Source organism: Marinococcus luteus (assembly GCF_900106595.1).
GTDB classification, from domain to species: Bacteria; Bacillota; Bacilli; order Bacillales; family Marinococcaceae; genus Marinococcus; species Marinococcus luteus.
In genome coordinates this window covers 42,405-64,536 of sequence record NZ_FNNC01000005.1, presented here as the reverse complement: position 1 = coordinate 64,536, position 22,132 = coordinate 42,405, and the positions used below count along the sequence as shown (strand labels likewise).

Annotated in this window: 25 protein-coding genes; 18 read left to right on the top strand and 7 right to left on the bottom strand. The window is 47.4% G+C overall.

The features are described from left to right. Positions 1-171 precede the first annotated feature (171 nt). From BLV22_RS10890 to BLV22_RS10880, 3 genes are all read left to right on the top strand, one after another. Positions 172-1,890: an ABC transporter ATP-binding protein gene (locus BLV22_RS10890; RefSeq protein ID WP_091615123.1), complete on the top strand. Its 1,719-nt coding sequence runs from the start codon at positions 172-174 to the stop codon at positions 1,888-1,890. A 322-nt stretch (positions 1,891-2,212) separates the two neighbouring features. Next, positions 2,213-2,425, top strand: coding sequence for a hypothetical protein (locus BLV22_RS10885; RefSeq protein ID WP_091615121.1), 213 nt, complete (start codon positions 2,213-2,215; stop codon positions 2,423-2,425). 99 nt (positions 2,426-2,524) lie between these two features. Continuing rightward, positions 2,525-3,325, top strand: coding sequence for a carotenoid biosynthesis protein (locus tag BLV22_RS10880; RefSeq protein ID WP_091615118.1), 801 nt, complete (start codon positions 2,525-2,527; stop codon positions 3,323-3,325). Between the two features lie 133 nt (positions 3,326-3,458). Here the strand turns inward: BLV22_RS10880 and BLV22_RS10875 are convergent, their stop codons facing one another. Both BLV22_RS10875 and BLV22_RS10870 read right to left on the bottom strand, forming a co-directional pair. Further along, positions 3,459-3,728: a hypothetical protein gene (locus BLV22_RS10875; RefSeq protein WP_091615115.1), complete on the bottom strand. Its 270-nt coding sequence runs from the start codon at positions 3,726-3,728 to the stop codon at positions 3,459-3,461. Positions 3,729-3,848: 120 nt separating this feature from the next. Then, positions 3,849-4,493 carry a DsbA family oxidoreductase gene (locus BLV22_RS10870; protein ID WP_091615113.1) on the bottom strand — a complete coding sequence of 215 codons (645 nt, stop codon included), beginning with the start codon at positions 4,491-4,493 and terminating at the stop codon, positions 3,849-3,851. Between the two features lie 186 nt (positions 4,494-4,679). Here BLV22_RS10870 and BLV22_RS10865 point away from each other — a divergent pair, with 186 nt between their 5' ends. The 3 genes from BLV22_RS10865 (at position 4,680) to BLV22_RS10855 (ending at position 6,168) form a co-directional block, all read left to right on the top strand. After that, on the top strand, positions 4,680-4,964 hold the full coding sequence (locus BLV22_RS10865; RefSeq protein ID WP_143030977.1) for a hypothetical protein: 285 nt from the start codon (positions 4,680-4,682) through the stop codon (positions 4,962-4,964). After that, on the top strand, positions 4,961-5,143 hold the full coding sequence (locus BLV22_RS10860) for a hypothetical protein (protein WP_091615107.1): 183 nt from the start codon (positions 4,961-4,963) through the stop codon (positions 5,141-5,143). The genes BLV22_RS10865 and BLV22_RS10860 overlap by 4 nt, the downstream gene beginning before the upstream one ends. A gap of 119 nt (positions 5,144-5,262) precedes the next feature. Continuing rightward, positions 5,263-6,168 carry a Gfo/Idh/MocA family protein gene (locus tag BLV22_RS10855; RefSeq protein WP_176967747.1) on the top strand — a complete coding sequence of 302 codons (906 nt, stop codon included), beginning with the start codon at positions 5,263-5,265 and terminating at the stop codon, positions 6,166-6,168. A 47-nt stretch (positions 6,169-6,215) separates the two neighbouring features. On the opposite strand, the gene BLV22_RS10850 is transcribed toward BLV22_RS10855, so the two are convergent. After that, positions 6,216-6,980, bottom strand: coding sequence for a DeoR/GlpR family DNA-binding transcription regulator (locus BLV22_RS10850; RefSeq protein WP_091615101.1), 765 nt, complete (start codon positions 6,978-6,980; stop codon positions 6,216-6,218). A 409-nt stretch (positions 6,981-7,389) separates the two neighbouring features. On the opposite strand from BLV22_RS10850, the gene BLV22_RS10845 reads away from it, so the two are divergent. Together BLV22_RS10845 and BLV22_RS10840 are read left to right on the top strand one after the other, a co-directional pair. Further along, the gene (locus BLV22_RS10845; protein WP_176967746.1) at positions 7,390-8,376 is read left to right on the top strand and encodes an endo-1,4-beta-xylanase; all 987 of its coding nucleotides are present in this window, start codon (positions 7,390-7,392) and stop codon (positions 8,374-8,376) included. Positions 8,377-8,389: 13 nt separating this feature from the next. Further along, positions 8,390-10,657 carry a glycosyltransferase gene (locus tag BLV22_RS10840; protein WP_091615096.1) on the top strand — a complete coding sequence of 756 codons (2,268 nt, stop codon included), beginning with the start codon at positions 8,390-8,392 and terminating at the stop codon, positions 10,655-10,657. 114 nt (positions 10,658-10,771) lie between these two features. Here BLV22_RS10840 and BLV22_RS10835 read toward each other — a convergent pair whose 3' ends face one another. Next, on the bottom strand, positions 10,772-11,623 hold the full coding sequence (locus BLV22_RS10835) for a YihY/virulence factor BrkB family protein (RefSeq protein WP_091615093.1): 852 nt from the start codon (positions 11,621-11,623) through the stop codon (positions 10,772-10,774). A gap of 171 nt (positions 11,624-11,794) precedes the next feature. On the opposite strand from BLV22_RS10835, the gene BLV22_RS10830 reads away from it, so the two are divergent. Further along, entirely contained in the window at positions 11,795-12,067 is a 273-nt protein-coding gene (locus tag BLV22_RS10830) for a DUF3219 family protein (protein ID WP_143030975.1), read from the top strand. Positions 12,068-12,089: 22 nt separating this feature from the next. On the opposite strand, the gene BLV22_RS10825 is transcribed toward BLV22_RS10830, so the two are convergent. Continuing rightward, positions 12,090-12,998: a sulfotransferase gene (locus tag BLV22_RS10825; RefSeq protein WP_091615090.1), complete on the bottom strand. Its 909-nt coding sequence runs from the start codon at positions 12,996-12,998 to the stop codon at positions 12,090-12,092. Between the two features lie 124 nt (positions 12,999-13,122). Then, positions 13,123-13,689 carry an LOG family protein gene (locus tag BLV22_RS10820; protein WP_091615087.1) on the bottom strand — a complete coding sequence of 189 codons (567 nt, stop codon included), beginning with the start codon at positions 13,687-13,689 and terminating at the stop codon, positions 13,123-13,125. A 121-nt stretch (positions 13,690-13,810) separates the two neighbouring features. Here BLV22_RS10820 and BLV22_RS10815 point away from each other — a divergent pair, with 121 nt between their 5' ends. The 3 genes from BLV22_RS10815 (at position 13,811) to BLV22_RS10805 (ending at position 16,411) form a co-directional block, all read left to right on the top strand. Next, a complete protein-coding gene (locus BLV22_RS10815; RefSeq protein WP_091615084.1) occupies positions 13,811-15,244 on the top strand; it encodes an aminotransferase class I/II-fold pyridoxal phosphate-dependent enzyme in 1,434 nt (477 codons plus the stop codon). Positions 15,245-15,250: 6 nt separating this feature from the next. After that, positions 15,251-15,898, top strand: coding sequence for a dTMP kinase (tmk, locus tag BLV22_RS10810; protein ID WP_091615081.1), 648 nt, complete (start codon positions 15,251-15,253; stop codon positions 15,896-15,898). Positions 15,899-15,985: 87 nt separating this feature from the next. Further along, complete coding sequence (locus BLV22_RS10805; RefSeq protein WP_091615078.1) at positions 15,986-16,411, top strand: DUF948 domain-containing protein; 426 nt, start codon at positions 15,986-15,988, stop codon at positions 16,409-16,411. A gap of 37 nt (positions 16,412-16,448) precedes the next feature. On the opposite strand, the gene BLV22_RS10800 is transcribed toward BLV22_RS10805, so the two are convergent. Continuing rightward, the gene (locus BLV22_RS10800; protein WP_091615075.1) at positions 16,449-17,783 is read right to left on the bottom strand and encodes a TolB family protein; all 1,335 of its coding nucleotides are present in this window, start codon (positions 17,781-17,783) and stop codon (positions 16,449-16,451) included. A gap of 265 nt (positions 17,784-18,048) precedes the next feature. Between BLV22_RS10800 and BLV22_RS10795 the strand changes: the two genes are divergently transcribed. From BLV22_RS10795 to BLV22_RS10770, 6 genes are all read left to right on the top strand, one after another. Continuing rightward, a complete protein-coding gene (locus tag BLV22_RS10795; protein WP_091615072.1) occupies positions 18,049-18,378 on the top strand; it encodes a cyclic-di-AMP receptor in 330 nt (109 codons plus the stop codon). Between the two features lie 16 nt (positions 18,379-18,394). After that, complete coding sequence (gene holB, locus BLV22_RS10790; RefSeq protein WP_091615608.1) at positions 18,395-19,384, top strand: DNA polymerase III subunit delta'; 990 nt, start codon at positions 18,395-18,397, stop codon at positions 19,382-19,384. A gap of 2 nt (positions 19,385-19,386) precedes the next feature. After that, on the top strand, positions 19,387-20,202 hold the full coding sequence (locus BLV22_RS10785; protein ID WP_091615606.1) for a PSP1 domain-containing protein: 816 nt from the start codon (positions 19,387-19,389) through the stop codon (positions 20,200-20,202). A 32-nt stretch (positions 20,203-20,234) separates the two neighbouring features. After that, positions 20,235-20,603, top strand: coding sequence for a DNA replication initiation control protein YabA (gene yabA / locus BLV22_RS10780; protein WP_091615070.1), 369 nt, complete (start codon positions 20,235-20,237; stop codon positions 20,601-20,603). A gap of 91 nt (positions 20,604-20,694) precedes the next feature. Beyond that, positions 20,695-21,171, top strand: a complete 477-nt coding sequence (locus BLV22_RS10775; protein ID WP_176967745.1) for a GNAT family N-acetyltransferase — start codon at positions 20,695-20,697, stop codon at positions 21,169-21,171. A gap of 75 nt (positions 21,172-21,246) precedes the next feature. Further along, a complete protein-coding gene (locus tag BLV22_RS10770) occupies positions 21,247-22,128 on the top strand; it encodes an aldo/keto reductase (RefSeq protein ID WP_091615064.1) in 882 nt (293 codons plus the stop codon). The last annotated feature ends 4 nt before the right edge of the window (positions 22,129-22,132 follow it).

The window sequence follows — 22,132 nt, the reverse complement described above, 5'->3', positions numbered from 1 at the left end:
TTTTTTAGCTAATATTTGCTTTCCATGCCGATAAGCGCCTGTTTTCATATTATTTCATGGTTATTTGAATTATATGGAAATAATCAAATAGAAAATGATTGAATTTCATCAGCATTTCTATACAATAAAAGAGGTATTTCCACGTGAATTTGATTAGAAGAGGAGACCCTGATGCTTAAACGTTTTTATTCCTATTACCTTCCTCATAAACAGCTTTTTTTCATCGATTTTTTCAGCGCAATCGCTGTTGCAGCACTGGATCTGGTCTTCCCGCTTGTGGTCCAGTGGTTTATTGATTCCCTGCTTCCCCAGGAGGATTGGAATCTGGTCGTGTGGGTCTCAGCCGGCCTGCTTGCTATTTACCTATTCAGCGCGTATCTGCAGTATATCGTCAATTATCTGGGGCACAAGCTTGGCATTAACATTGAAACGGACATGCGGCGTGAGCTGTTCAAGAGCGTGCAGGGCCAGTCGTACCGTTTCTTTGATAATACGAAAACCGGCCACATTATCAGCCGCATCACTAACGATTTGTTTGATATTGGAGAGCTTGCCCATCACGGGCCGGAGGATTTGTTTATTGCCATTATGACGTTTGCGGGCGCTTTTACGATTATGTTTTCGATTAATCCGCAGCTTGCCCTTGTGGCTCTTGTTTTTGTGCCGTTTTTGATTGCACTTATTACCTATACGAACATTCAAATGAACAAAGCCTGGACAAAAATGTATGCAGAAATCGGTGACGTGAACGCCCGGGTGGAGGACAGCGTCTCCGGGGCGCGGGTAGTGCAGTCCTTTACAAATGAAGCCTTTGAAATCGACCGGTTTGCCAAAAACAACAACCGGTACCGCCGGGCTAAGCTGTCGGGCTACCGCACGATGGGCCACACCACGGCGACTATTTTCTTAACAACCCGTCTCATGATTCTGGCTGTGCTTGTTTACGGCGCATGGCTCGTTTACACAGGTGCTATTACAAACGGAGAGTTTGTCGGCTTTATTTTGTACGTGAACGTGCTGTTCAAGCCGATTGAGAAAATCAGTGCCATTTTAGAGCTGTATCCGAAGGGAATGGCCGGTTTTAAACGGTTCGTGCAGATGACAGATGCAGAGAAAGATATTGTCGACCACCCTGATGCAGTAGAGGCTCCGGTGCTTACAGGTGACATTAAGCTCGAGGATGTCACGTTTGGGTATCATGAAAGCCAGCCGGTGCTGCGGGACATGAACGTAACGGTACAAGCCGGAAAAACAGTTGCCTTTGTCGGCTCCTCCGGCGCCGGGAAGACGACAATCAGCTCACTGATTCCGCGATTTTACGATGTGGACGCCGGTGCCGTGACTATTAACGGTATAGATATCCGGAAGATGACAAAAGAATCTCTGCGTTCGCAGATCGGCATGGTGCAGCAGGACGTGTTTTTGTTTAACGGCACGTTGAAGGAAAATATCGCTTACGGACGTTTAACGGCGGAAGAAGAAGAGATTGAAGAAGCCGCCCGGCTGGCGAATCTGGACGGCTTTGTGGAGGAGCTTCCGGATGGGTATGAAACAGAAATCGGCCAGCGGGGGTTAAAGCTTTCCGGAGGTCAGAAGCAGCGGATTGCAATTGCGCGGGCTTTCTTGAAGAACCCGCCGATTTTAATTTTGGATGAAGCGACCTCAGCGCTCGATACGGAAACCGAAGCACTGATTCAGCAGTCGCTGACCCAGCTGGCGGAGAACCGGACGACGATTGTAATTGCCCACCGGCTTGCGACCATCCGCCATGCCGATAATATTGTGGTGGTGACCGGCGGCCGCATTGCTGAGCAGGGAACGTACGAAGAGCTGATCCATAAAAACGGCGTTTTCGCTTCGCTGAACAGTGTGCAGCTTGAATATCAATAAAACGCAATCCTCTCCTGTCTACACGGGGAGGATTTTTTTATGTAAATATGGATGAGAACGATTTCAGCAACCAAAGAATTTTCAAAGTAAGCCGATAAATAAAAGTAGAGGGTATATTACATAGAAAAATTTATTCAGAAAAGGGGACGCCTATGCTGCAATCATTAACACTGCGAAAAAATTATACATCTCGTTTCTGCTCGTACCAAGTATTATTATCGGCTTCAGCTCCTACGCGTCTGCCAAAAACGAAGTCGGCAGCCAGATGAATAGCAACGCCAGGGAAAGCGTTGGTCTGATAAACCAACAGGTGGACGAAGAAATGAACGCAAGAATTGCTGATATCGGCCATTATGCGAACCTCGTCACCGAAGAATCATTTACCGATCCTGAGGCCGAAGAACGTATGCTCGACACCTTTAATGACTATATTCAAACACATGACAAGGTTGTTTCCATGGAGGAAGATCTTCAACAGGAAGTCAGCTACTTTAAAATATCGAGAAAATATTGTTTACGGGCAGAAAATCCTTAGGGGTTTTCTGTTTTTTTTTTATAAAATACAATTAAAACAAGTATTACCCGGGAAATAGAAAGGGGCATCCATTAATAGTCTGTAACTTCAGGAGGGGCCATGAGAAACTTACCGTTCGACATAGGTTTATTTCGCTTTTTTATCTTTTGGTACATATGCGGTCTTGTGCTGCTGACGTTTGATTTGCTCCCGGTATGGCTGGAATGGGCAAACGCTGTTTTTCTGTATTTAACCGGAGTAATTGGAGCTTTTTTTCTGATTCGGTCTTACGGGGGGAAAACTGGAGGCGGGCTGACTGCCGTTATTTTTCTGCTTTCAATGTTTCTTGAAGGGATCGGTGTGCAGCTGAATCTCTTTTTTGGGAGCTATGAATATGCCTCTGATTTTGGGGCGATGATTCTCGGGGTGCCGCTGACGATTGGAGCAGCATGGGTGGCTATCGTTTCGGGTTCACATGCGTTAATGCTGTATGTTCTGGGCATGTTGCCACGCCTGCGCGGATGGGGGGCATTTGTTCTTTATGTGCTGCTTGGGGCGCTTTTGGTCACCGGAATTGATTTTGTGCTCGATCCTGTAAATTACCTGGTGCAGGGGTACTGGATATGGAATGAAGGCGGCTGGTATTACGATATTCCGTTTTCGAATTTCCAGGGCTGGTTTATTATTGGCTTTCTTCTGCATGCGATTATGTATTTGGTTCTCCGTTTTCAGGGAAGATTGTCTGACGTGTCGGCCTATTGGCAGCCGCGCACCGCTGCTTTGTACATTCTGCTAACCTTTATGTTTACCGTGCTCGCGCTGTTAAACGCTCTTTGGCTCGCCGGGGCGATCGGAATTGGTATCATGATTTTTTGCTTTGTGGTGCTTGCAGGAAGAAAGCAGCGTGCCGAAGAAAAGTAACAAAACATTAACAGGTTCTTCACACAAGCATTACATTAAAGGCTTAACATAAGGAGTGTTGATCCCCCAGGTTCATCTCACTGGACAGGTAACCCCCTCTATGCGCCTCCCCGAACCCCCGGGGAGGCTTTTTTTATGCATTCAGAACGTTGAACAGCCTTGGAAGGGGGATGAGCTCGAGCGTCGTGTCTATTCGGGGGTCTGGGTTAGTTTTTTCTTCTGCTTCGGTACAGTAAATCAATTGTTCCTCTTCAAGAAAATAAAGAGAGTCCTGTACTTTCCGCTCCTGAGTGCTGGTTAAATGTACCACGATTGATTCATTATTTTTTAAAGCAGTTTCGGCAGCGGGGGCTGCATGTTTGTTTAATTTATGGAATGCACGGTTTACTTTAATAGCGAGCATGGCGCATGCCTCCTGTTTTACAATTATGGGAATAGGTTTCCCTGTGCTCAGGCGTATTAAGCTTTACTTTCGGCCTATCTTTATACGAAAAGCCCTTCCGGAAAGGAAGAGCTTCTCCTGTTATGCCTGCTGCTTTTCGTCCCAAACCTGCTGCAAAGCCTGTTCAAATGTTTCTGACGGCTGAGCGCCGGAGAGAGTGTACGTTTCATCGAATACATAAAAAGGCACGCCGTCAATTCCTATATAGGAAGCCTCCTGTAAATCTTTTTGCACGCTCGGGGTGTAGGCATCCAGCTCGAGCAGCTCCCTTGTTTCTTCCTCCACGAGGCCGACATCTCCGGCCAGACCGACGAGGGTGTCGATATCCGCAATGTTTTTGGATTCGGTAAAATATGCGCGGAAGAGGCGTTCTGTCATGCGGTTGTTTTTGCCGCGTTCTGTGGCGAACTGCAGCAGCCGGTGGGCGTCGAACGAATTAGCCGGCACTGCTTCGTCCATGTTGTATTCCAAACCGATATCCCGCGCCTGATCGGTGAGCTGCCGGTGAAACGCAATCACCTGCTCCCGGTCCATGCCTTTTTGTTCAGAGAGAAAGGTATGAATGTCCGAAGCTGGATTTTTTGGCATCTCTGGATTCAGCTGAAAGCTGTGATAGACCACCTGAACCTGGTGCTTGAACGGCATGTTTTCCAAAGCGGCCTCAAAACGCCGTTTTCCTAAATAGCAAAACGGACACATTACATCAAACCAAATATCTACCTGCATGCTTTTCCTCCTTTAAAATACGCTATGTACAGTATGAAGAAAAAATTTTTTTCTGCCTACAGAAATGCTTACAGAGAGCGGTTTTTTCCACTCAGATAAAAATCCAGTAAAAAATATCCTTTTCTCGAACGTACGTTCTTGTATAATAGAAGTAATATACTTCTCTTTGAAGGGGATGTGATGCTGATGACTGAAGAACAAAAAACAATCGCCCGCATGATAGCGGCGGAATGGGAAAAAGAAACGGAGGACTGGAAACAGAAGGAACGTCTTCTCCGTAAAGCCTGGGCAGAAAAGTATGAATTAAAACTACGCTGGAAAAATGAAGAAAATGTAGTAGCTGCAACAGGAACATGCACGTATATTGATCACATGAAGCGGCTTATTCACTGGAAGGACGAGCAGGGCAGTTATTATAATATTTCATTTGACCGGATTCTTTCCGTACAAAAAGGGCGTGAAGAGTTGTGAAAAAGGAAGAACTCGCTGTGCTCTCCGCTTATCTGGATAAACAGATTGCTCATTTGACCAGCCGCACGCCCTACAGCAAAGAAGATGATTTGCTTTGTCTGGGTGGACGGCTTGCGTACCAGCAAATTCGTGCTGAAGTACAGAAAATAGCAGAGCAGAAAGAAAATTACTATAAATAATCTGGTGAAAAAACGGTGAGGAAACAATTTATGGTATTCTGAGGGAAGAAGGTATTCAAAATTACTCTGTTGGTTTTGAAACCGTTATCTTGATGAGCTCAGACCCGGGAGGGGACACCATGAAAATAGGAATGATTGGCATCGGGGACATTGCCAAAAAAGCGTATCTCCCCATTTTAAGCAACTTAAAAGATGTAGAACTGCACGTGTACACAAGAAACCCGGATACGTTAAAAGAAATTGCTGATACGTATACGATACCTCACACATATCAGCAGATGGACGAATGGCTGAGCTGTGGTATGAAAGCAGCATTTGTGCATACAGCGACCGTAGCGCATGAGCCTATTATAGATGCGCTGCTCGACATGGGCATCCACGTGTATGTGGACAAGCCGATTACGTATCACGCCGAATCTGCCCAAAGGCTGCTTACCAAAGCCAAAGAGAAGCGGCTGCTGTTAATGACCGGGTTTAACCGCCGGCATGCCCCTTCCTATCAAAAGCTGATGGAAGCAGAGGACACGAATATGATTATTGTTCAAAAGCATCGGGGCCACCAGGCAGTGGATGCCCGTACGTTTGTGTTTGACGACTTTATCCATGTGATTGATACGATTTTGTATTTGTTTCCGGAGACAATTGAGAACATGACGGTGAGCGGTAAAGGAGAATATGATCTTCTGCACCATGTGACGCTTCAGCTTGAGTCACCCAATGTGACGGCGCTCGGTATTATGAACCGCGAAGCCGGCACCTCTCTGGAACGTGTAGACGTGATGAATCAGGAGCAGACGTTGACGGTAAGTAATGTCCGGGACGTCAGTGTCCATAAAAATAAAGACGTTTGGCACCAGGGAGAAAACGACTGGGAATCCACATTGAAAAAGCGCGGTTTTGAAACTATTATTACAACCTTTCTGGCTTTTGTGGAACAGGACATTATACCGGAATACATGTATGAACAGGCCTGGGAAACCCATCAAATGGCCGAAGACGTTGTCCGGCACCTTACCAGCTCTTAAATAAAAGCTCTGTCTCTCTGCAGTCGCAGCAGAAAGACAGAGCTTTATTATGAAGGAAAAATAATATCGATCCCGTGCTGTCCGAAAAAATCGAGCCACTCCTCCGCAGGTTTTTTGTTGGTTACCAGGCAATCCACCTGTTCAAAAGGAAATGTTTTGACCAGGGAGACAGCTCCAAACTTTGTATGGTCGACAAGCAGAATAACCTGCCGTGCCTGATTCTGCATGTACTGCTTTAAATCAGCTTCCGGCTCATTCGTATCCATAATGCCCTGCGTCATTGAAATGCCTTTACAGCTGACTACAGCTGCATCTACGTTGTACTGCTGTACTGAACGAATGGCTGACGGACCCACCAGGGATCGCGAGTTTTTCCGAAGGCTTCCTCCGGTAGAGAACACGTCAAAGGATGAAAATGCAAAGTCCTGAAGAATAGAGACGCTGTTTGTAATAATGGTGAGATGATCCTTGGACTGCTGAAGCACCTGCAGTGCTTCATACACCGTGGAGCTCGTGTCAGCCATAATGGAAGAGCCGTCCTTGATGAGCGGCGGCACCAGTTGTGCAATGACTCTTTTTTCCTCTAAATTGATCGTATTTCTTGTCTGGTAGGGAAGGTCTTCGCTCGTTCGTTCATTGAGCGTGGCTCCGCCGTAATTACGGGTAACAACCCCTTCACGTTCAAGCTTTTCAAGGTCACGGCGAATCGTTTCCTCAGTGACGTTAAACGTTGAAGCCAGGGGAGCGACGAATACTTTTTTATCACTGTAGAGAGTGGATAGAATTTTTTCTCTTCGTTCAAAAGCGAGCATAACATGGGCCTCCTTATCACAGCTGCTGTTTTGAGTCTTGATTTTACTAGTTACACTATAAGCATAAATCAGGCAGGAATACAGGTTTTCACGCAAAAATCTTTAAAAACAAAGAGTTTTTATACATAAAAGCTTCGCAGTTGAACATGATTTGTATCCTGTTTTAAATTTACAGACATAGAAACAGATTGGAATTATCAATGGAAAAAGTATGGGTTAAAGCTTCTTAACGAACTAAAATAATGGTATCATTAAGTATAAATACATATGTAATTGGAAAAAAAAGTTAAAATATCAGCCTTGATAATGGCAATGCACAAAAGGAGAAAATACTGTTTTGAAGAAGATCTTTTTTGTTATAGCCGGGCTTCTGATCTTACTTATGGCAGGGGCAGGAGGATGGTTTGTAATGAAATCAAACGCTTCACTTGGTAAAAACGCGGAGGACTCCGGGCATTATATAGGTGCTTCGGTGCGCTGGGATCCGCTTGCAGACAATGAAAAGTATAAAGATCTGCTCGTTGAAGAATTCAGCAGTCTCACCGTAGAAAACGAGATGAAGATGGAGGCCGTGCAGCCTGAACCAGGAAGTTACAGCTTTCAAAAAGCAGATGACATTGTAGAGACTGCTGAACAAAATGGTATGAAGGTCCGGGGTCACCCGCTTGTATGGGGCGAAGCGCTTCCCGATTGGGTTCATGAAAAGGTAGTGGATGAACAAAGCGCTAAAGCAGTGCTGAAAGATCATGTGCAGGCAATGGCCGGGCACTACAGCGGACGCGTGCAGGAATGGGACGTCGTTAACGAAGCCTGGAATGACGATGGAAGCTACAGAGAAACTATCTGGTTTGAATATATCGGACCGGAATATATTCCTCTGGCTTTCGAATGGGCACGTGAAGCGGATCCCGAAGCAAAGCTCTACTACAACGACTATGGTAATGAAATGAAAAATGAAAAAACAGATGCTATGTTTGAAGCCTTAAGCAGATGGAAAAATGACGGTGTCCCGATTGACGGTATTGGTATGCAGACTCATATTGATGCTGCCGACCCGAGATTTTCCAGGGAAAAGATGCAGGAAAACTTTAAGCGCTGGGAGGCCGCTGGCTTTGAGACAGCTGTAACCGAAATGGATGTGAAGCTGCAAAACCTGGATGCTCCCCGGGAGGAACGCCTGCAGGCACAGGCAGATATTTATGCAGATGTGACGAGTGTCTGTATGGAGGAGACCTCCTGCAGCGGCCTCACCGTCTGGGGGGTGGGTGACGCAGAAAGCTGGGTCACCGGGCAGGAGTCAGAAAGCGGGGAGCCGCTGCTGTTTGACAGCAGCTGGGAAATGAAGCCGGCATATGACCGTATGAAACGAACATTTATTTTTAATCATATACTGTAACAGGGGGCAGGACATGAACGACACATTCTGGTACATCGTAGCAGCAGAAATAATTGTACTAATGCTGCTGTATTTTTCAGCAAAAAAATGGACATGGTCCCGGCACATACTGCTCTCCCTTTTTCTTATCGTCAATGCTCTCTATCTTTTTTGGAGAGCGGCCGAAACGATTCCTACACTGGGCATTATCAGCTTTATCGCCGGGATTCTGTTATTGGCTACAGAAGTAATGGGCTATTTCCAGGCGATTGTGTTTACGATTTTATCCTGGAGACCGTTCAAACGAAAACATATTCCACTCTCAGAGCTGGAAAGCCTGCCTGCAGTCGATGTATTCATCGCAACATATAACGAACCGGAAGACCTTTTGAAGCGAACTATGATCGCGTGCACGATGATGCGCTATCCTGAAGACTTATTGAAAGTATACGTCTGCGATGACGGGAAAAGAGAGTCTGTGCGCCGCCTTGCAGAAAGCTTAGGTGTAGGCTACATCTCCCGCCCCGGCAACGAACACGCCAAAGCCGGCAACCTGAATGATGCGTTAACGAAAACCGACGGGGAAATCGTTGTTACGATGGATGCTGATATGGTGCCAAAAGCCGAGTTCCTCGAGCGTACCCTCGGGCAGTTCACGGACGAAAAAGTGTCGTTCGTCCAGGCGCCGCAGGTGTTTTATAACGCGGATCCTTTTCAGTACAATTTGTTTTTTGAAGACAATATCACCAACGAGCAGGATTTTTTCATGCGCCGGCTTGAAGAAGGAAAAGATCGCTTTAACGCTACCATGTATATAGGCAGTAACGCTCTGTTCCGCAGAAAGTCGCTCGAGGATATCGGCGGCTTTGCCACTGGTGTGATTACTGAAGACATGGCAACTGGAATGCTGCTTCAAACCGGACAACAAAAAACGGTATTCGTGAACGAAACATTGGCCGTCGGGCTCGCCCCGGAAACATATGCTGACCTTTTAAAGCAGAGAGACCGCTGGTGCCGTGGCAATATTCAGGTCACCCGGAAATGGAATCCGATGAAAATCAAAGGCCTCTCCTTTATGCAGCGGCTGTTGTATATGGATGGCATCAACTACTGGTTCTTCGGTGTTTATAAAATGATTTTTCTGCTGGCACCGCTGTTGTTTTTGATTTTTTCCATTTACAGCCTGAATGCAGAGTTTGAAACGCTGGTGCTTTACTGGCTGCCGGCCTTTCTTTCATCCCAGCTGGCTTTCCGGTTAATGTCCGATCAGAAACGCACAGTGCTCTGGAGTCATGTTTATGAAGTAGCAATGGCACCGTACATGGCAGTCTCGGTAATTACGGAAGCGTTTATGCGAAAAAACATCAAGTTTAATGTGACAGCCAAGGGCATCCAAAACGACCGCCGGCAGTTTTTGTGGAGGGTCAGTATTCCGTATCTTGTACTGCTTGCGCTCACCTTTATTGCCCTGGCTAGAGTGGTGGTGCATTTCACTACTTCTCTAACGCTTTTTCAAAACGAAGACGTATTGTACATTAATATTTTCTGGATCATCTATAACGCTGTAGCTCTCGTACTGGCATTAATGGTTTCAGTGGAACGTCCGCGTTTTCGCGGAGCCGAACGGCACAAAGTAGATCTGGAAGGTACTGTGTCAGCCGGGGGGAGAACGCTCCCGTGCAAAGTGCTGGATCTGAGTGAGACCGGGGTGCGTTTTGAAGTAGCACACCCGGAAGCAAAGTCCTGGCTGTCAGAGGAAGAACACTTTACGCTCAGCGCCGGTCCGATTAACGGCCTCCATGTGCATAAGCTGTGGGTCGGCGGCCAGGCAGAGGCCATGGCTGCTGCTGGAGGTAAATTTCAAAATGTAACTCTGGAACAGTACCGTAGTTTAATCCAGGTCATGTTTTTAGAAATGGCGGATATTTATACGAAACGTATTTACGAGCGTTCTTCGCTCGGGAGAGCCTTTCTGAAGTTTTTCAGAGGGACGGAAAAACAGCCGGCCCAGGCAAAACGCATGGCTGTCCGGGAACAGGTGAATATGTCTGCGACTTTAAAAGTAAACAACGTTATTTATGAAGCGGTAGTCAGGGATTACAGCATGAGCGGCTGCCGGGTGCAGGTAAAGAACGTCAAAAGTATTCAGCCGGGAGATATTGTCTATATTTCCGGAAGAGAGGATGATTTTCCGGATAACTACGCGCGTACCCAGTGGATCCAGCAGCGTGGCCGTAAAACGTGGGTAGGTATGCAGTTTTTACAGGAAAGCATAAGCAGTCAGTCCTCAAGCATCAGCTGAACAACGCAAAAAGGAAGGTTCCTGCGATAGGGAGCCTTCCTTTTATTATTTTTGACCCGGACCTGAAATGATAAGTATTAAAAGAAAAAACGGGCAGCCCTGGGGCAGACCGGCTCACGTTTCTTCCGGAGAAGCGGACGCGGTGGAGGATTTTCCGTGGCGGCGGTGATAAATAACGTTCAGTTCAGCGCCGATCATTAAAATCATGCCGGTCAGGAAAAACCAAAGCATTAGAATAATAATACCGCCAAGGCTCCCGTAGGTGGCAGAGTAGTTGCCGAAGTTGCTGACATAAAAGGAAAAAGCGAGAGATATCAGCTGCCACAGCACGGCAGCTGTGATAGCGCCGGGAAGAATTTCCTTCCATTTCAGTGTTTTGTTCGGAGCAAAACGATACAGTACGAGAAGCACAGCAGACATTATGGTCAGGGCGACGACCCACCGGAGAATTTGAAACAGCAGCTCGGTCTGAGGCGGGAGGCTGACGACAGAGTTGATAAAATTAATGATCAGGTTGCCGAATATAGGAAGAATAAGAGCGGCAGCAAGTGCAATAATCATACCGAGCGTCAGTGCAATGGAAAGGCCCCGGACTTTAATGAAGGAGCGTGTTTCTTCGATATCGTATGCAGTGTTGGAAGCGTTAATGAAAGCGTTGATCCCATTGGAAGCCGACCATAATGCACCGATCAGGCCGATGGTGAAAAGTCCACCCCGTGGGGTTTCAACGATACTCAGAATGTTTTCCTCGAGCACAGAAGTCATGCCACTCGGGGCGGTATTCTGCACAAGCGTGACAATGGCCTGGGAATCAATATTAAGAAGGGGAAGAATGGTAAGTATTAAAATCATCATCGGAAAAATGGAAAGCAGGTAATAGTAGGATTGGGCGGCGGCAAGTAACGGGACGTCGTCCTTTTTAAATTCGCCCATGAGTTCTTTGGCATAGGATTTGATGGTGTTCATATGTTATACCCCTCTCTTTACAGCTTGGCAATACATGCTTATACAAAGCCTTTCCTTACCGTACCACCAGGAGGGCGGGCTTAAACTGCCGGGGCACGGACTGGACGTAATTATTGTAACAGAATGTTTTATAGGGCAGAATAAAGCAGAGAACCAAAGGAGGAAAAAAGAATGATTTATATTAACAGCCGGGCGTTTCAGGAAGAGAAGATGCTAAGAAACGGTCGCACAGAAGAAGGAAAAAGGATCGTCGAATTTATGTTTCAGGTTACTCATGAGGAGTATCACGATGTGACTGTACTATTGTACGAAAATGATTTTAATGTGCAGGTGGGGGAATCAGAACCATTTCAGTCTGAGATTCTGCAGTATTCCACAGATACGGTGAATCTTTATGAACCTGGGAGCAGGGGACGCTATACGCTCGCACTGATTGAAAAATAACCGAAGAGCCGGGGCTCTTCGGTTAGCTTTTGGAATAATCTTTAATTTGATAGGCTTCGGCAAGCTTTTCATTATCCTTCTGGTATTTCAGCTGCAGCACTTTTTGAAGGTTCACAGGAAGCGAGTACCTTTTATAATGAAGGGCAAAGCTTGCGTTATTCTGCAGCAGGCGCCGCGGAGATACAAGGCCGATCTTCGGGATGTCGACGATGGGGATTTTACCGTTTGGATTCAGCGGTGTTTTAACGAAATAATTCAACTTGCGGGCAATTACCGCCTGCATGACTCCGTAGCTGCGGTTCAGCTTAGAGCGGTTGTATTTTGGTACACGGTCGATGCCCATATACTGAAGCAGCTGCAGAATTTGACCGTATTCATCCTTGCGAAAGTTTTCGTACTGCAGCAGGTAATAGTTATCCGGTCCGAAAAGCTCTTCTATTTTCTGGAGATAGCGGTAATAGTGATAATGATCCAGAATACCGTGGTCCTCCCAGTCCTTAAACAAAGCTTTGGCGCTCTTGTATCCTCCCTGATGGAGATATTGAACATAGAGGGAGGTCAGCAGGTCAATTTGATCCCGTACACCGACGATAATATGGGTATCATACGTATCTGCCGGAAAGGTGCGGCGGAGGTCTTCAAGCACTTTTAGATTGTTTTTTGATTTTTTCTGGGAAAATGGACTGCCGGAAAGACCTTCATAGGAAATAAGCACCGGCTTGTCCGGGTGCATAAATGCTTCAATATTTGTGCGAATGGTATAAATGTTTTCATCGCTCAGCCGTTTCAGCCGTAAATCATAAAGCTCCTGATCGATGCGCTTTTTTCGTATGTATTTGATTTCCTGTTTTAGTTTGGGATACACATTCTGCTGTAAAAACGTAGTCGCTGTCTTATGAAAACCGATATGTATAAACACTTTTTTTCGCATAGGTTCCTCCGCATAGTTTGTTTAATTATTATTATCATAACGAAAAATAAGAAGCTCCGCAAAGCGTTTATCCGGCTGAAGTAATAATGAATAAAAAAAGAGCACAGGCACAACTTTATGCCTGTTACTCGTATAACTTCTTTTCGAATCCCGGATTTTCGCTGAGCTGTTGAAGAAGCTCTTTCGGAGAGTCAGAAACGATAATTTTGTCGCGGTGGCCGCCAGGGAGAAACTGCTCCTGTTCCATATGGTTGAAAAATTGAAGCAGGTGGTCATAATAATGGTGAATGTTTAAAAGTGCGCACGGTTTTTGGTGCACGCCGATCTGGGCCCATGTAAACATTTCAAAAAATTCTTCAAGGGTCCCTGGGCCGCCCGGAAGCGCTATGAATCCATCGGCAAGTTCGGCCATTTTGGCTTTTCGCTCATGCATTGTAGATACTTTATAAAGGTTACTAAGGGAAGGATGGGCAATCTCCCGTTCAACGAGTTTATCCGGTATGACCCCTATAACTTCACCGCCGGCTTCGAGCGCAGCATCTGCGAGGCGCCCCATCATTCCTACATTGGATCCGCCGTAGACCAGTGTGCGCCCAGAGGAGGCTATCTCTCTGCCAAGAGCTGATGCTGAATCTTTATATACGGGGTCGCTTCCGAGACGGGAGCCGCAAAATACAGCAATGCTTTTCATCAGACATCTCTCCTTTAATATCTCAATCATTGAATAGTATAGCACGAGTAAAAAAAGAGAAAGAACAGCCAAATTTTCATGTTAAGATAAAAAAGAGAGGCGAAAAGGGAGCGTGAATGTCATGGTTTGCCAACAGGATCAGCCTATTGTCCGTATGGTGCAGCAGCATATGGCCGGCCGGCCGGTATCCTTTCACGTGCCAGGGCATAAAAACGGCACCGTTTTTCCGGCGTCGCTAAAGGAATGGAAAAACATCTTTCCTTACGACCTGACAGAAATCACCGGACTCGACGACCTTCATCAGCCTGAAGAAGGGATTGCGGAAGCTGAACATTTAGCGGCGGAAGTGTTCGGGGCCGAGAGAACTTGGTTTTTAATTAACGGCTCTACAACAGGAAACCTTGCGATGGTAATGGCCGCCTTTTCTCCGGGAGACCAAGTGCTCGTGCAGCGCGATGCTCACAAATCAGTGATGAATGCGTTAAAGCTTGCCGGTGTCCGGGCCGTATTTGCACGGCCGGAAATAGATGAATATACGCAGCTTTCCATCGGTATTTCCCGGGAAATACTGGCAGACGCGTGGGCCCGTTACCCATCATTAAAAGGGGCAGTCATCACTTCTCCTTCGTATGAAGGGTGGAGCAGTGATATTTCGTCCCTTGCAGAGTTCGTGCACGAACGTGATGGGGTATTGCTCGTAGATGAAGCCCACGGAGCCCACTTTGCAGCCAGTCCGCTGCTTCCGAAAGGGGCTCTCGCCCAGGGGGCGGATGTGGTCGTCCAGTCCGCGCATAAAATGCTGCCGGCTCTCACGATGAGTGCGTATCTACATGTATCCGGCTCCCGGGTTTCCCGTGAACGTCTATCCTATTATCTGGGGATGCTGCAGTCGAGCAGCCCTTCATATCTGCTCCTCGCTTCGCTCGATGCTGCCCGTCATTACGTACATACAATGCAGCATGAGGGATGGAGTGCCGAACAGCTTTCCGCCCAAAAGCAGCAGCTTGAGGCAGTCATCGGCAGCAGACTGATACAGCCGCCGGAGCACGTAGCCCCGGATCCATTAAAATTGATGGTTCCGGTACCTGAAGGGTATACAGGATGGGAGGTGCAAGAGGCCCTCGAACAGGAACACATCTATTCAGAGCTTGCCGGCAGCAGCTATGTTCTCTGGACTCTGCCCCTGACCAGCGAACATATCAACATTCCCTTAAAGGCAGTCGAGAGAGTGTGGGAAGGACTTGAGCCCCGGAACGGGAACAGGGTCCCCTCCTTTTCCATGTTTGAATTGTTTCCCCGGCTCTCCGAAGGCGCCCGGGAAGAAGAGCCTGGCGGCGAAGAGTGGATCCTGCTTGAAAGCGCAGAGGGAAGAACTGCGGCAGCGCCGCTGGTTCCCTATCCTCCGGGGGTCCCTCTCTGGCTTGAAGGAGAATGTATGGACGCCGGAAGAATTAGCTATGCCCGTGACCTTCTGCAGAACGGAGGACGCCTGCAGGGCGGCAGGAAAGAAGATAACCGCTTTTTTGTAAAAGTGAAACATAGGGAGAAAGGATAGAGGCATATGCAGGACACGAGTAAAGGGAAGTTCATTACGTTAGAAGGGGGAGAAGGGTCCGGAAAGTCTACGGTTATTGCAGCTCTCGAACAGTGGCTGCAGGAAGATGGATTCAAGGTGTTAAAAACGCGGGAGCCCGGGGGCATTCCGATTGCTGAAAAAATCCGGAGTCTGGTGCTCGATCCGGAATATTCAGAGATGGACGCACGCACAGAAGCACTTTTATACGCTGCTGCAAGACGCCAGCATTTGGTGGAACGGGTTTTCCCGGCTCTTGCCGAAGGAGCTGTTGTGCTCTGCGATCGTTTTGTGGACAGCAGCCTCGCCTACCAGGGCGCAGCCAGGGGTCTTGGCATAGATGAAGTGGCAGCTGTAAATGAATTTGCGATCGAAGGACGCATGCCTGATCTCACGCTGTTGCTTGATGTAGATCCGGAAGAAGGGATAGCAAGAATTCAGCGGGCTGAAGAAAGGGAATGGAACCGCCTGGATAATGAAGCTGCCCGTTTTCATACGAGGGTACATGAAGCGTATATGACGCTCGCAGAGAAATATCCGGCCCGCATTAAAAAAATCGATGCCGAAAAGCCGCTTGAAGAAGTAATTAAAGACTGCACGGAAAAGGTACAGGCCTACTTGAATGTAAAAAGTTGAGGAAAAATACAAATTCAGTACATACAATAAAATAAAAACGGGAAAAGGCATTAGGAAAATATCGCAATAAAGGAAGGAGCCGGACAGATGATTGCTATTTTATATGTGAGTATCGCTATCATTGTTTTGGCACTTATCTGGTTAGTTATCGGTGTTGTTCAGGCTGTTAAAGCAGCATCTTCCCAGATGAAGACCATCAATGAAACAATGGAGCGGATTCAAAAGAAAACGGACGGCTTGATTAATGAGTCGGAAACATTGACCCAGCGCCTGGAGGTTATTAACGATTCCGTCAACCGGGATATGGAGGCTATCCAGGAGCTTACGAATACGCTGAAGGGCTCCAAAGAAGCTGTAGGGAAATATCATATAGCGACGCGGGCAGTAGCTACAGAAACGCTTCATGAAAATCAAAAGCGTACGAAAGAAAATGAACAGGTGGCCCAGATACGTGACATCGGGGACACGGTGGTCGATCTGTACGCTAAATGGAAAAACCGTAAACAAGCATAGAAAAAGCAGTCAGGGGAGCGGTCCCCTGCTGCTTTTTTTACTGGGAGGAAGCTTTATATTCGCGTATATTCAGCCGGTACGATTGAATACCAGCGAATAGAAATAAAACCGCTGTGCAGATAAAGAGCGGAACTACAAGTCCGGAGCAGATGGCAGCGAGCCACGGGTAGGAGGTCTCTCCGAAATGGCAAAAGCCCCATAGCCCCAGTGCCACAGTAGTGCTTGCTGCCCCGACCAGAAACGGACGGTATTTTTTATACGCAGCAATAATAAACCAACTGCCAAACAGAGTGTAGAAAAAACCAATCACATATACGTTGACTGCTTTTTGAGCTGCTCCGAGTCCTGCAGAAAGCAGCGAATCGCCGGATTGATTCATATTAACCGAAACCACTTCATCGGCCCCGGATGCGCTGCTTACAATACGGAGTTCATACTCCGCGGGCTCCTCCGGCCAGTTTTTCTGGTGCATGTAGGCAATATCATCTGACTGATGAAAAAATGAAGGAGAATCAATGTTGTTTTCATGGTTGGTTAATCTTTTGGCCTGCATGTCTTCAAGGTCATATAAAAATAAATCGTACTGGTAGTTTGGCTCCTGGCTGGAAGCGACGTTCGTTGTATAGGCATAGCGGCTTTCTGACGGCGAAGCTGTCGGATTGTACAGCCCTCCGGGGAGGTTGTTCGCAAATTCGATATGTTCCTCATATACTTTGTTATTCAGCGTTTTCATTCCTACATGCATCTCATCATCGGGGCCTTCAGTGTAAGTATACAGAAGCATATTGCCTGTAGCGTCCGGAGAGATGTTTCCCATTAAATACTTGCTTTCACTGGTGATTTTTTTGTAAGCTCCTCCGGCGGCAGGCATGGAGTAGATGCTGAACCCTTTCTCTGTGCTCCGGTCGGCGGACTTCCAGGCGTCCGCCGGCATGCCTAAAAAGTAAATGAGCGTGCCATCCGGCGAGTAGGCAGCATCACGTACGTGAAGCTCACTGCCAGTTAACCGTTCATGCTGGCTGCTGTCCGTCTCTGATGTATAAAGAGAGCGAATCGAATCATTGTGTCCCGATAAAAATAGAATATCCTCCGGCGAGTGCGGATGGAAAGAAGGAGAAAATTGCGGCTGGTCCAGATCAGTAAGCGGCTCAGGATTTTTGCCGTCAGCAGTTGAGGTATATATTTTCTCCTCGCCGCCTGTGATATAGGTGAACGCTAATGTATCATCAGAAGGAGCGACAGACACGCTGCTTCCCATCCCGTCGAAGGACCGGTAAGGGTCTTCTTCCTTGGAATAGCCGATAGCTGTAGAACTTATTAATAAAACGGCGGTAATAAGAACGGCCCGGAGCAGCCAGCGGGGAAAGCGCATGAGTCCAACTTCCTTTCTTCGTTAATCTGATGATTCGGCAATGCCATAAATAGGAAACTGTTACTTGAAGTATTCCATATTTTGCTGATGGCTTCAATTCCAGTGTGTTTATTCCCAAATATTGATCAAAAGGTCTTAGGCTTAAGTGTTGAATCGAATGTTCAACAAATGGCTGTTTCGTTGGTGTGCTTCACTTTTTACTGTATATACAGTAAAATAAAAGTAATAAATATTGTGGATCTGGACGAAATAGGAGGTACGGAGCATGAAGCTGTTAGTGGCTGTGGTGCAGGATAAAGATAGTAACCGGTTGTCTAATGCGCTGGTGGAAGCAAATTTTCAGGCGACCAGGCTCGCGAGTACTGGCGGGTTTTTGAAAGCCGGAAGCACCACGTTTTTAATCGGTGTGGAAGATGAGCAGGTGGATGAAGTAAAAAAGGTCATCCAGGAAAACTGCAAAACCCGGGAACAGCTCGTCGCTCCTGTTTCGCCTATGGGCGGAAACGCAGATTCCTACGTTCCCTACCCTGTGGAAGTACAGGTCGGCGGAGCGACCGTTTTTCAATTAAACGTGGAAGAGTTTGAAAAATATTAAAGACGGAGAGATTAACATGAGTTGGGAAGCCATGCAGGAAGAACAGCCTACAGTAATGTCGCTGTTGGAAAGAAGCATGAACAAAGACCGCGTGGCCCATGCTTATATATTTGAAGGAAAAGCGGGTGCCGGCAAGCGTGAAACAGCGCTTCTAATGGCACAGCGCTTTTTTTGCGTAGAAAAAAGCGGTTCGGTGCCGTGCGGAGAATGCCGGGAATGCCGCAGAATTACGCACGGGAACCATTCGGAAGTCATGTTTTTACAGCCGGAAGGTGCTTCGATTAAAAAAGCACAGGTGGAAATGCTTCAAAAAGAATTCACCTACAAAGGAATGGAAGCCCGTTTAAAAATTTATATTATCGAAGACGCTGACCGTATGACGGCCAGTGCAGCCAACAGTCTGCTGAAGTTCCTCGAAGAACCGGAAAGTCCGACGCTCGCGATTTTATTAACGGAAAATGCTCATTTTCTGCTGGACACGATTCAGTCCCGCGCCCAAAAGATTGCGTTTTCTCCTCCATCCGTGGAACGTCGCCGCCGTTTATTTCAGGAAAGGGAAGGTACAGGGGAAATTGCGGCCGGCCTGCTTGCAAAACTGGCCCATGTCCCCGGGCGTGAAAACGACGCGGCGCAGGCTGAGTGGATTGTACAGGGTCGAAATCTAGTGATACAATTAACGGAAGAGGTGCATCAACGCCTTCACAGTGCATTATTGACACTGCAGGATAAATGGCTTGTACATTTTTCAGATAGAGAAGAACTGGACATCGGCTTAGATATGCTGCTTTTTTGGTATCGCGACCTCCTGTCGATCATATACGGTTCGGATGACATCACATACTTCGATCAAAAAGCGACGTTGGAACGAGTAGCCCTTCGTTTTTCAGAAATGGAGGTCGTTGCCCGACTGCAGGCAATTTTAGAAGCAAAGCGCCGGCTCCGGGCTAACGCGAATGCGCAGCTTCTGATGGAACAGCTGCTGATCCAGTTACAGGAGGGATCATGACATTGCATGATGTAGTAGGCGTCCGGTTTAAAAAGGCGGGAAAGATTTATTACTTTTCCCCGAACGGCCATGACGTGCAGGTAGAAAGCTGGGTCATAGTAGAAACGGCCAGAGGAATTGAGTACGGAAAAGTAGTGCTTGAAAATAAGCAGGTCAGCGGCGATGATGTCGTACTGCCGCTTAAAAAAGTTATGAGGCTTGCCGATGAGGATGATCATGCCGCTGTGAAAGAAAATAAACAGCTTGAGCAGGAAGCATACGATCTCGGCTGCGAAAAAATTGCGACGCACCAGCTGGATATGAATCTGGTGAACGTGGAATATACCTTTGACCGGAATAAGATTTTATTTTATTTCACGGCGGAAGGACGGGTGGATTTCCGTCAGCTGGTGAAGGATTTAGCTTCCCAGTTTCGTACGAGAATTGAACTCCGGCAGATTGGTGTCCGGGACGAAGCTAAAATGCTCGGCGGAATCGGCCCGTGCGGAAGAATGCTTTGCTGTTCGACGTTTCTCGGAGATTTTGAGCCGGTTTCCATTAAGATGGCAAAAGATCAGAATCTTTCCTTAAATCCGGCAAAGATTTCCGGTCTGTGCGGCAGGCTTATGTGCTGTTTGAAATATGAAAACGATCATTATGAAACAGCCAAGCGTGAAATGCCGGACGTTGGAGAGCATATTGATACCCCGGAAGGCAAAGGAAAGGTAGCCGGTATCAACATTTTAGAACGCCTCGTACAGGTGAACTACGCAGAAGAAGAGAGAGTATTGGAATTTTCGCTGGATGAGCTGCTTGATGAAGGCTTCATCGCAGGATAACAGTTAAACGGACGGAGAAGGTGGGGGTGCGAGTGGATAAAAAAGAAATCTTCTCCCAGGTGATTCATATGGAAGAGCGGATCGGCAGGCTCCATGATGAACTGGGAGAGCTCAAAGAACAGCTGGCGATGCTGATTGAAGAGAACCAGGCACTCGTACTTGAAAATCAGCACCTGCGTCAGCGGGTGGAAGACAGCGGTGAGGAGATTCAGGAAAAGGAATTAGCCGGAGGGGATTCTCAGCCGGGGCCGAGCCGAATTCAGACAAGCAGTATGGGGGAGGGCTATGATAACCTTGCCCGCCTGTACCATGAAGGCTTCCACATTTGTAATATGCATTACGGCAGCCTGCGGACGGATGGAGACTGTTTATTCTGCCTCTCCTTTTTAAATCAAAAATAAGCTATCTGGAACCGCCTGTCTGTAAAGACAAGCGGTTTCGTTTATATCTTGAGGACACACACTCATGCGTTTTCAACGAGGAGGGCGTGCAATGATCAGGCTTGTACAAGAGGAAGACTATGAAGCGGTGCGCCGGGTGGCTGAGCTCACGTGGGAGCATACGTATAAGAATTTAATACCGGCCCGGACAAGAGAGGCGTTCATTGACGCTGCGTACTCTAAAAAAATGTTTGATGTTAAGCGCGGAGAGTCCATATTTTTAGCCGCGGTTACCGAAAGCGTTCTGATAGGCTATATTAACGTGCTGCAGCAGGAGGAAGCGGAGCTCGCAGCTCTTTACGTACTGCCCGAGTATCAGCGGGCCGGCTGGGGACAAAAACTGTTCGACGCCGGGATGGAATATATTTCTGCTGAAAAGAAGACGGTGACAGTGTATGTGGAAGAGGGAAATACCCGGGCTGAAGCTTTTTACGAAAAGCAGGGGTTCCGGGAAACGGAGCGCTTCACAGAAATGTTTATGGCAACGCCGTTAAAAACGATAAAGATGGAAAGAGGGCTGCCCAGGTAAAGAAAGGCCTGAACGGTTTTTTGCCGAAATGGGTGGTATTACAGATAAAAACAAAGCGAAAGGACGGGATCATCAATGAGCGATATATCAAAATCCATCAAAGAGCATGTCCAGGCTCGCACGATAACCCTTCGGGACGGCACGGAGCTTCCGTCGCTTGGCCAGGGGACATGGCATATGGGAGACAACGCTGGGCTGAGGGAGCAGGAAATAGAAGCATTGCGGACAGGACTTGATTATGGAATGACGGTGATTGATACAGCCGAAATGTACGGCGGAGGCAAAGCAGAGGAACTAGCCGGAGAGGCACTGGAAGGAAGAAGAGAGGAAGCCTTTGTCGTTTCCAAGGTTCTTCCAAATAACGCAGGCGGCGAAAAACTTGAAAAAGCATGCGAAGGGTCGCTCAGCCGTCTCGGTGTGGAACAGCTGGACTTGTATTTACTCCACTGGAGTGGAAGTGTCCCTCTCAAAGAAACAGTGAAGGGCATGGAAAAATTAAAAGCAGATGGAAAAATCAAGCGATGGGGCGTTTCCAATCTGGATACCCGGGAGATGAAAGAGCTGCTCTCGCTCGAGCATGGAGGTAACGCCGTCTGCAATCAAGTGTTATATCACCTGGCTTCAAGGGGGATTGAGTTTGACCTGATGCCGTGGATGAAGGACCAGCGGATGCCGGTAATGGCATACTGTCCGCTTGACCAGGGAGGAGGGCGTACGCTTGGAGAAAGCCGGACCCTGCAGAGAATCGCTGAGCGCCGGAGCATGACTCCACTGCAGATTGCACTCGCCTGGACCATCCACTCGGGGATGGTGTTAAGCATTCCGAAGACGTCCAATCCGGAACATGTGCGGGAAAATGCGGAGGCAGCGAGTGTGACACTGACAAATGAAGAAGTCGAAATGCTGGATCGTGCTTTTCCGAAGCCGCAGACAAAGCAACCACTCGACATCGTGTAGCTGC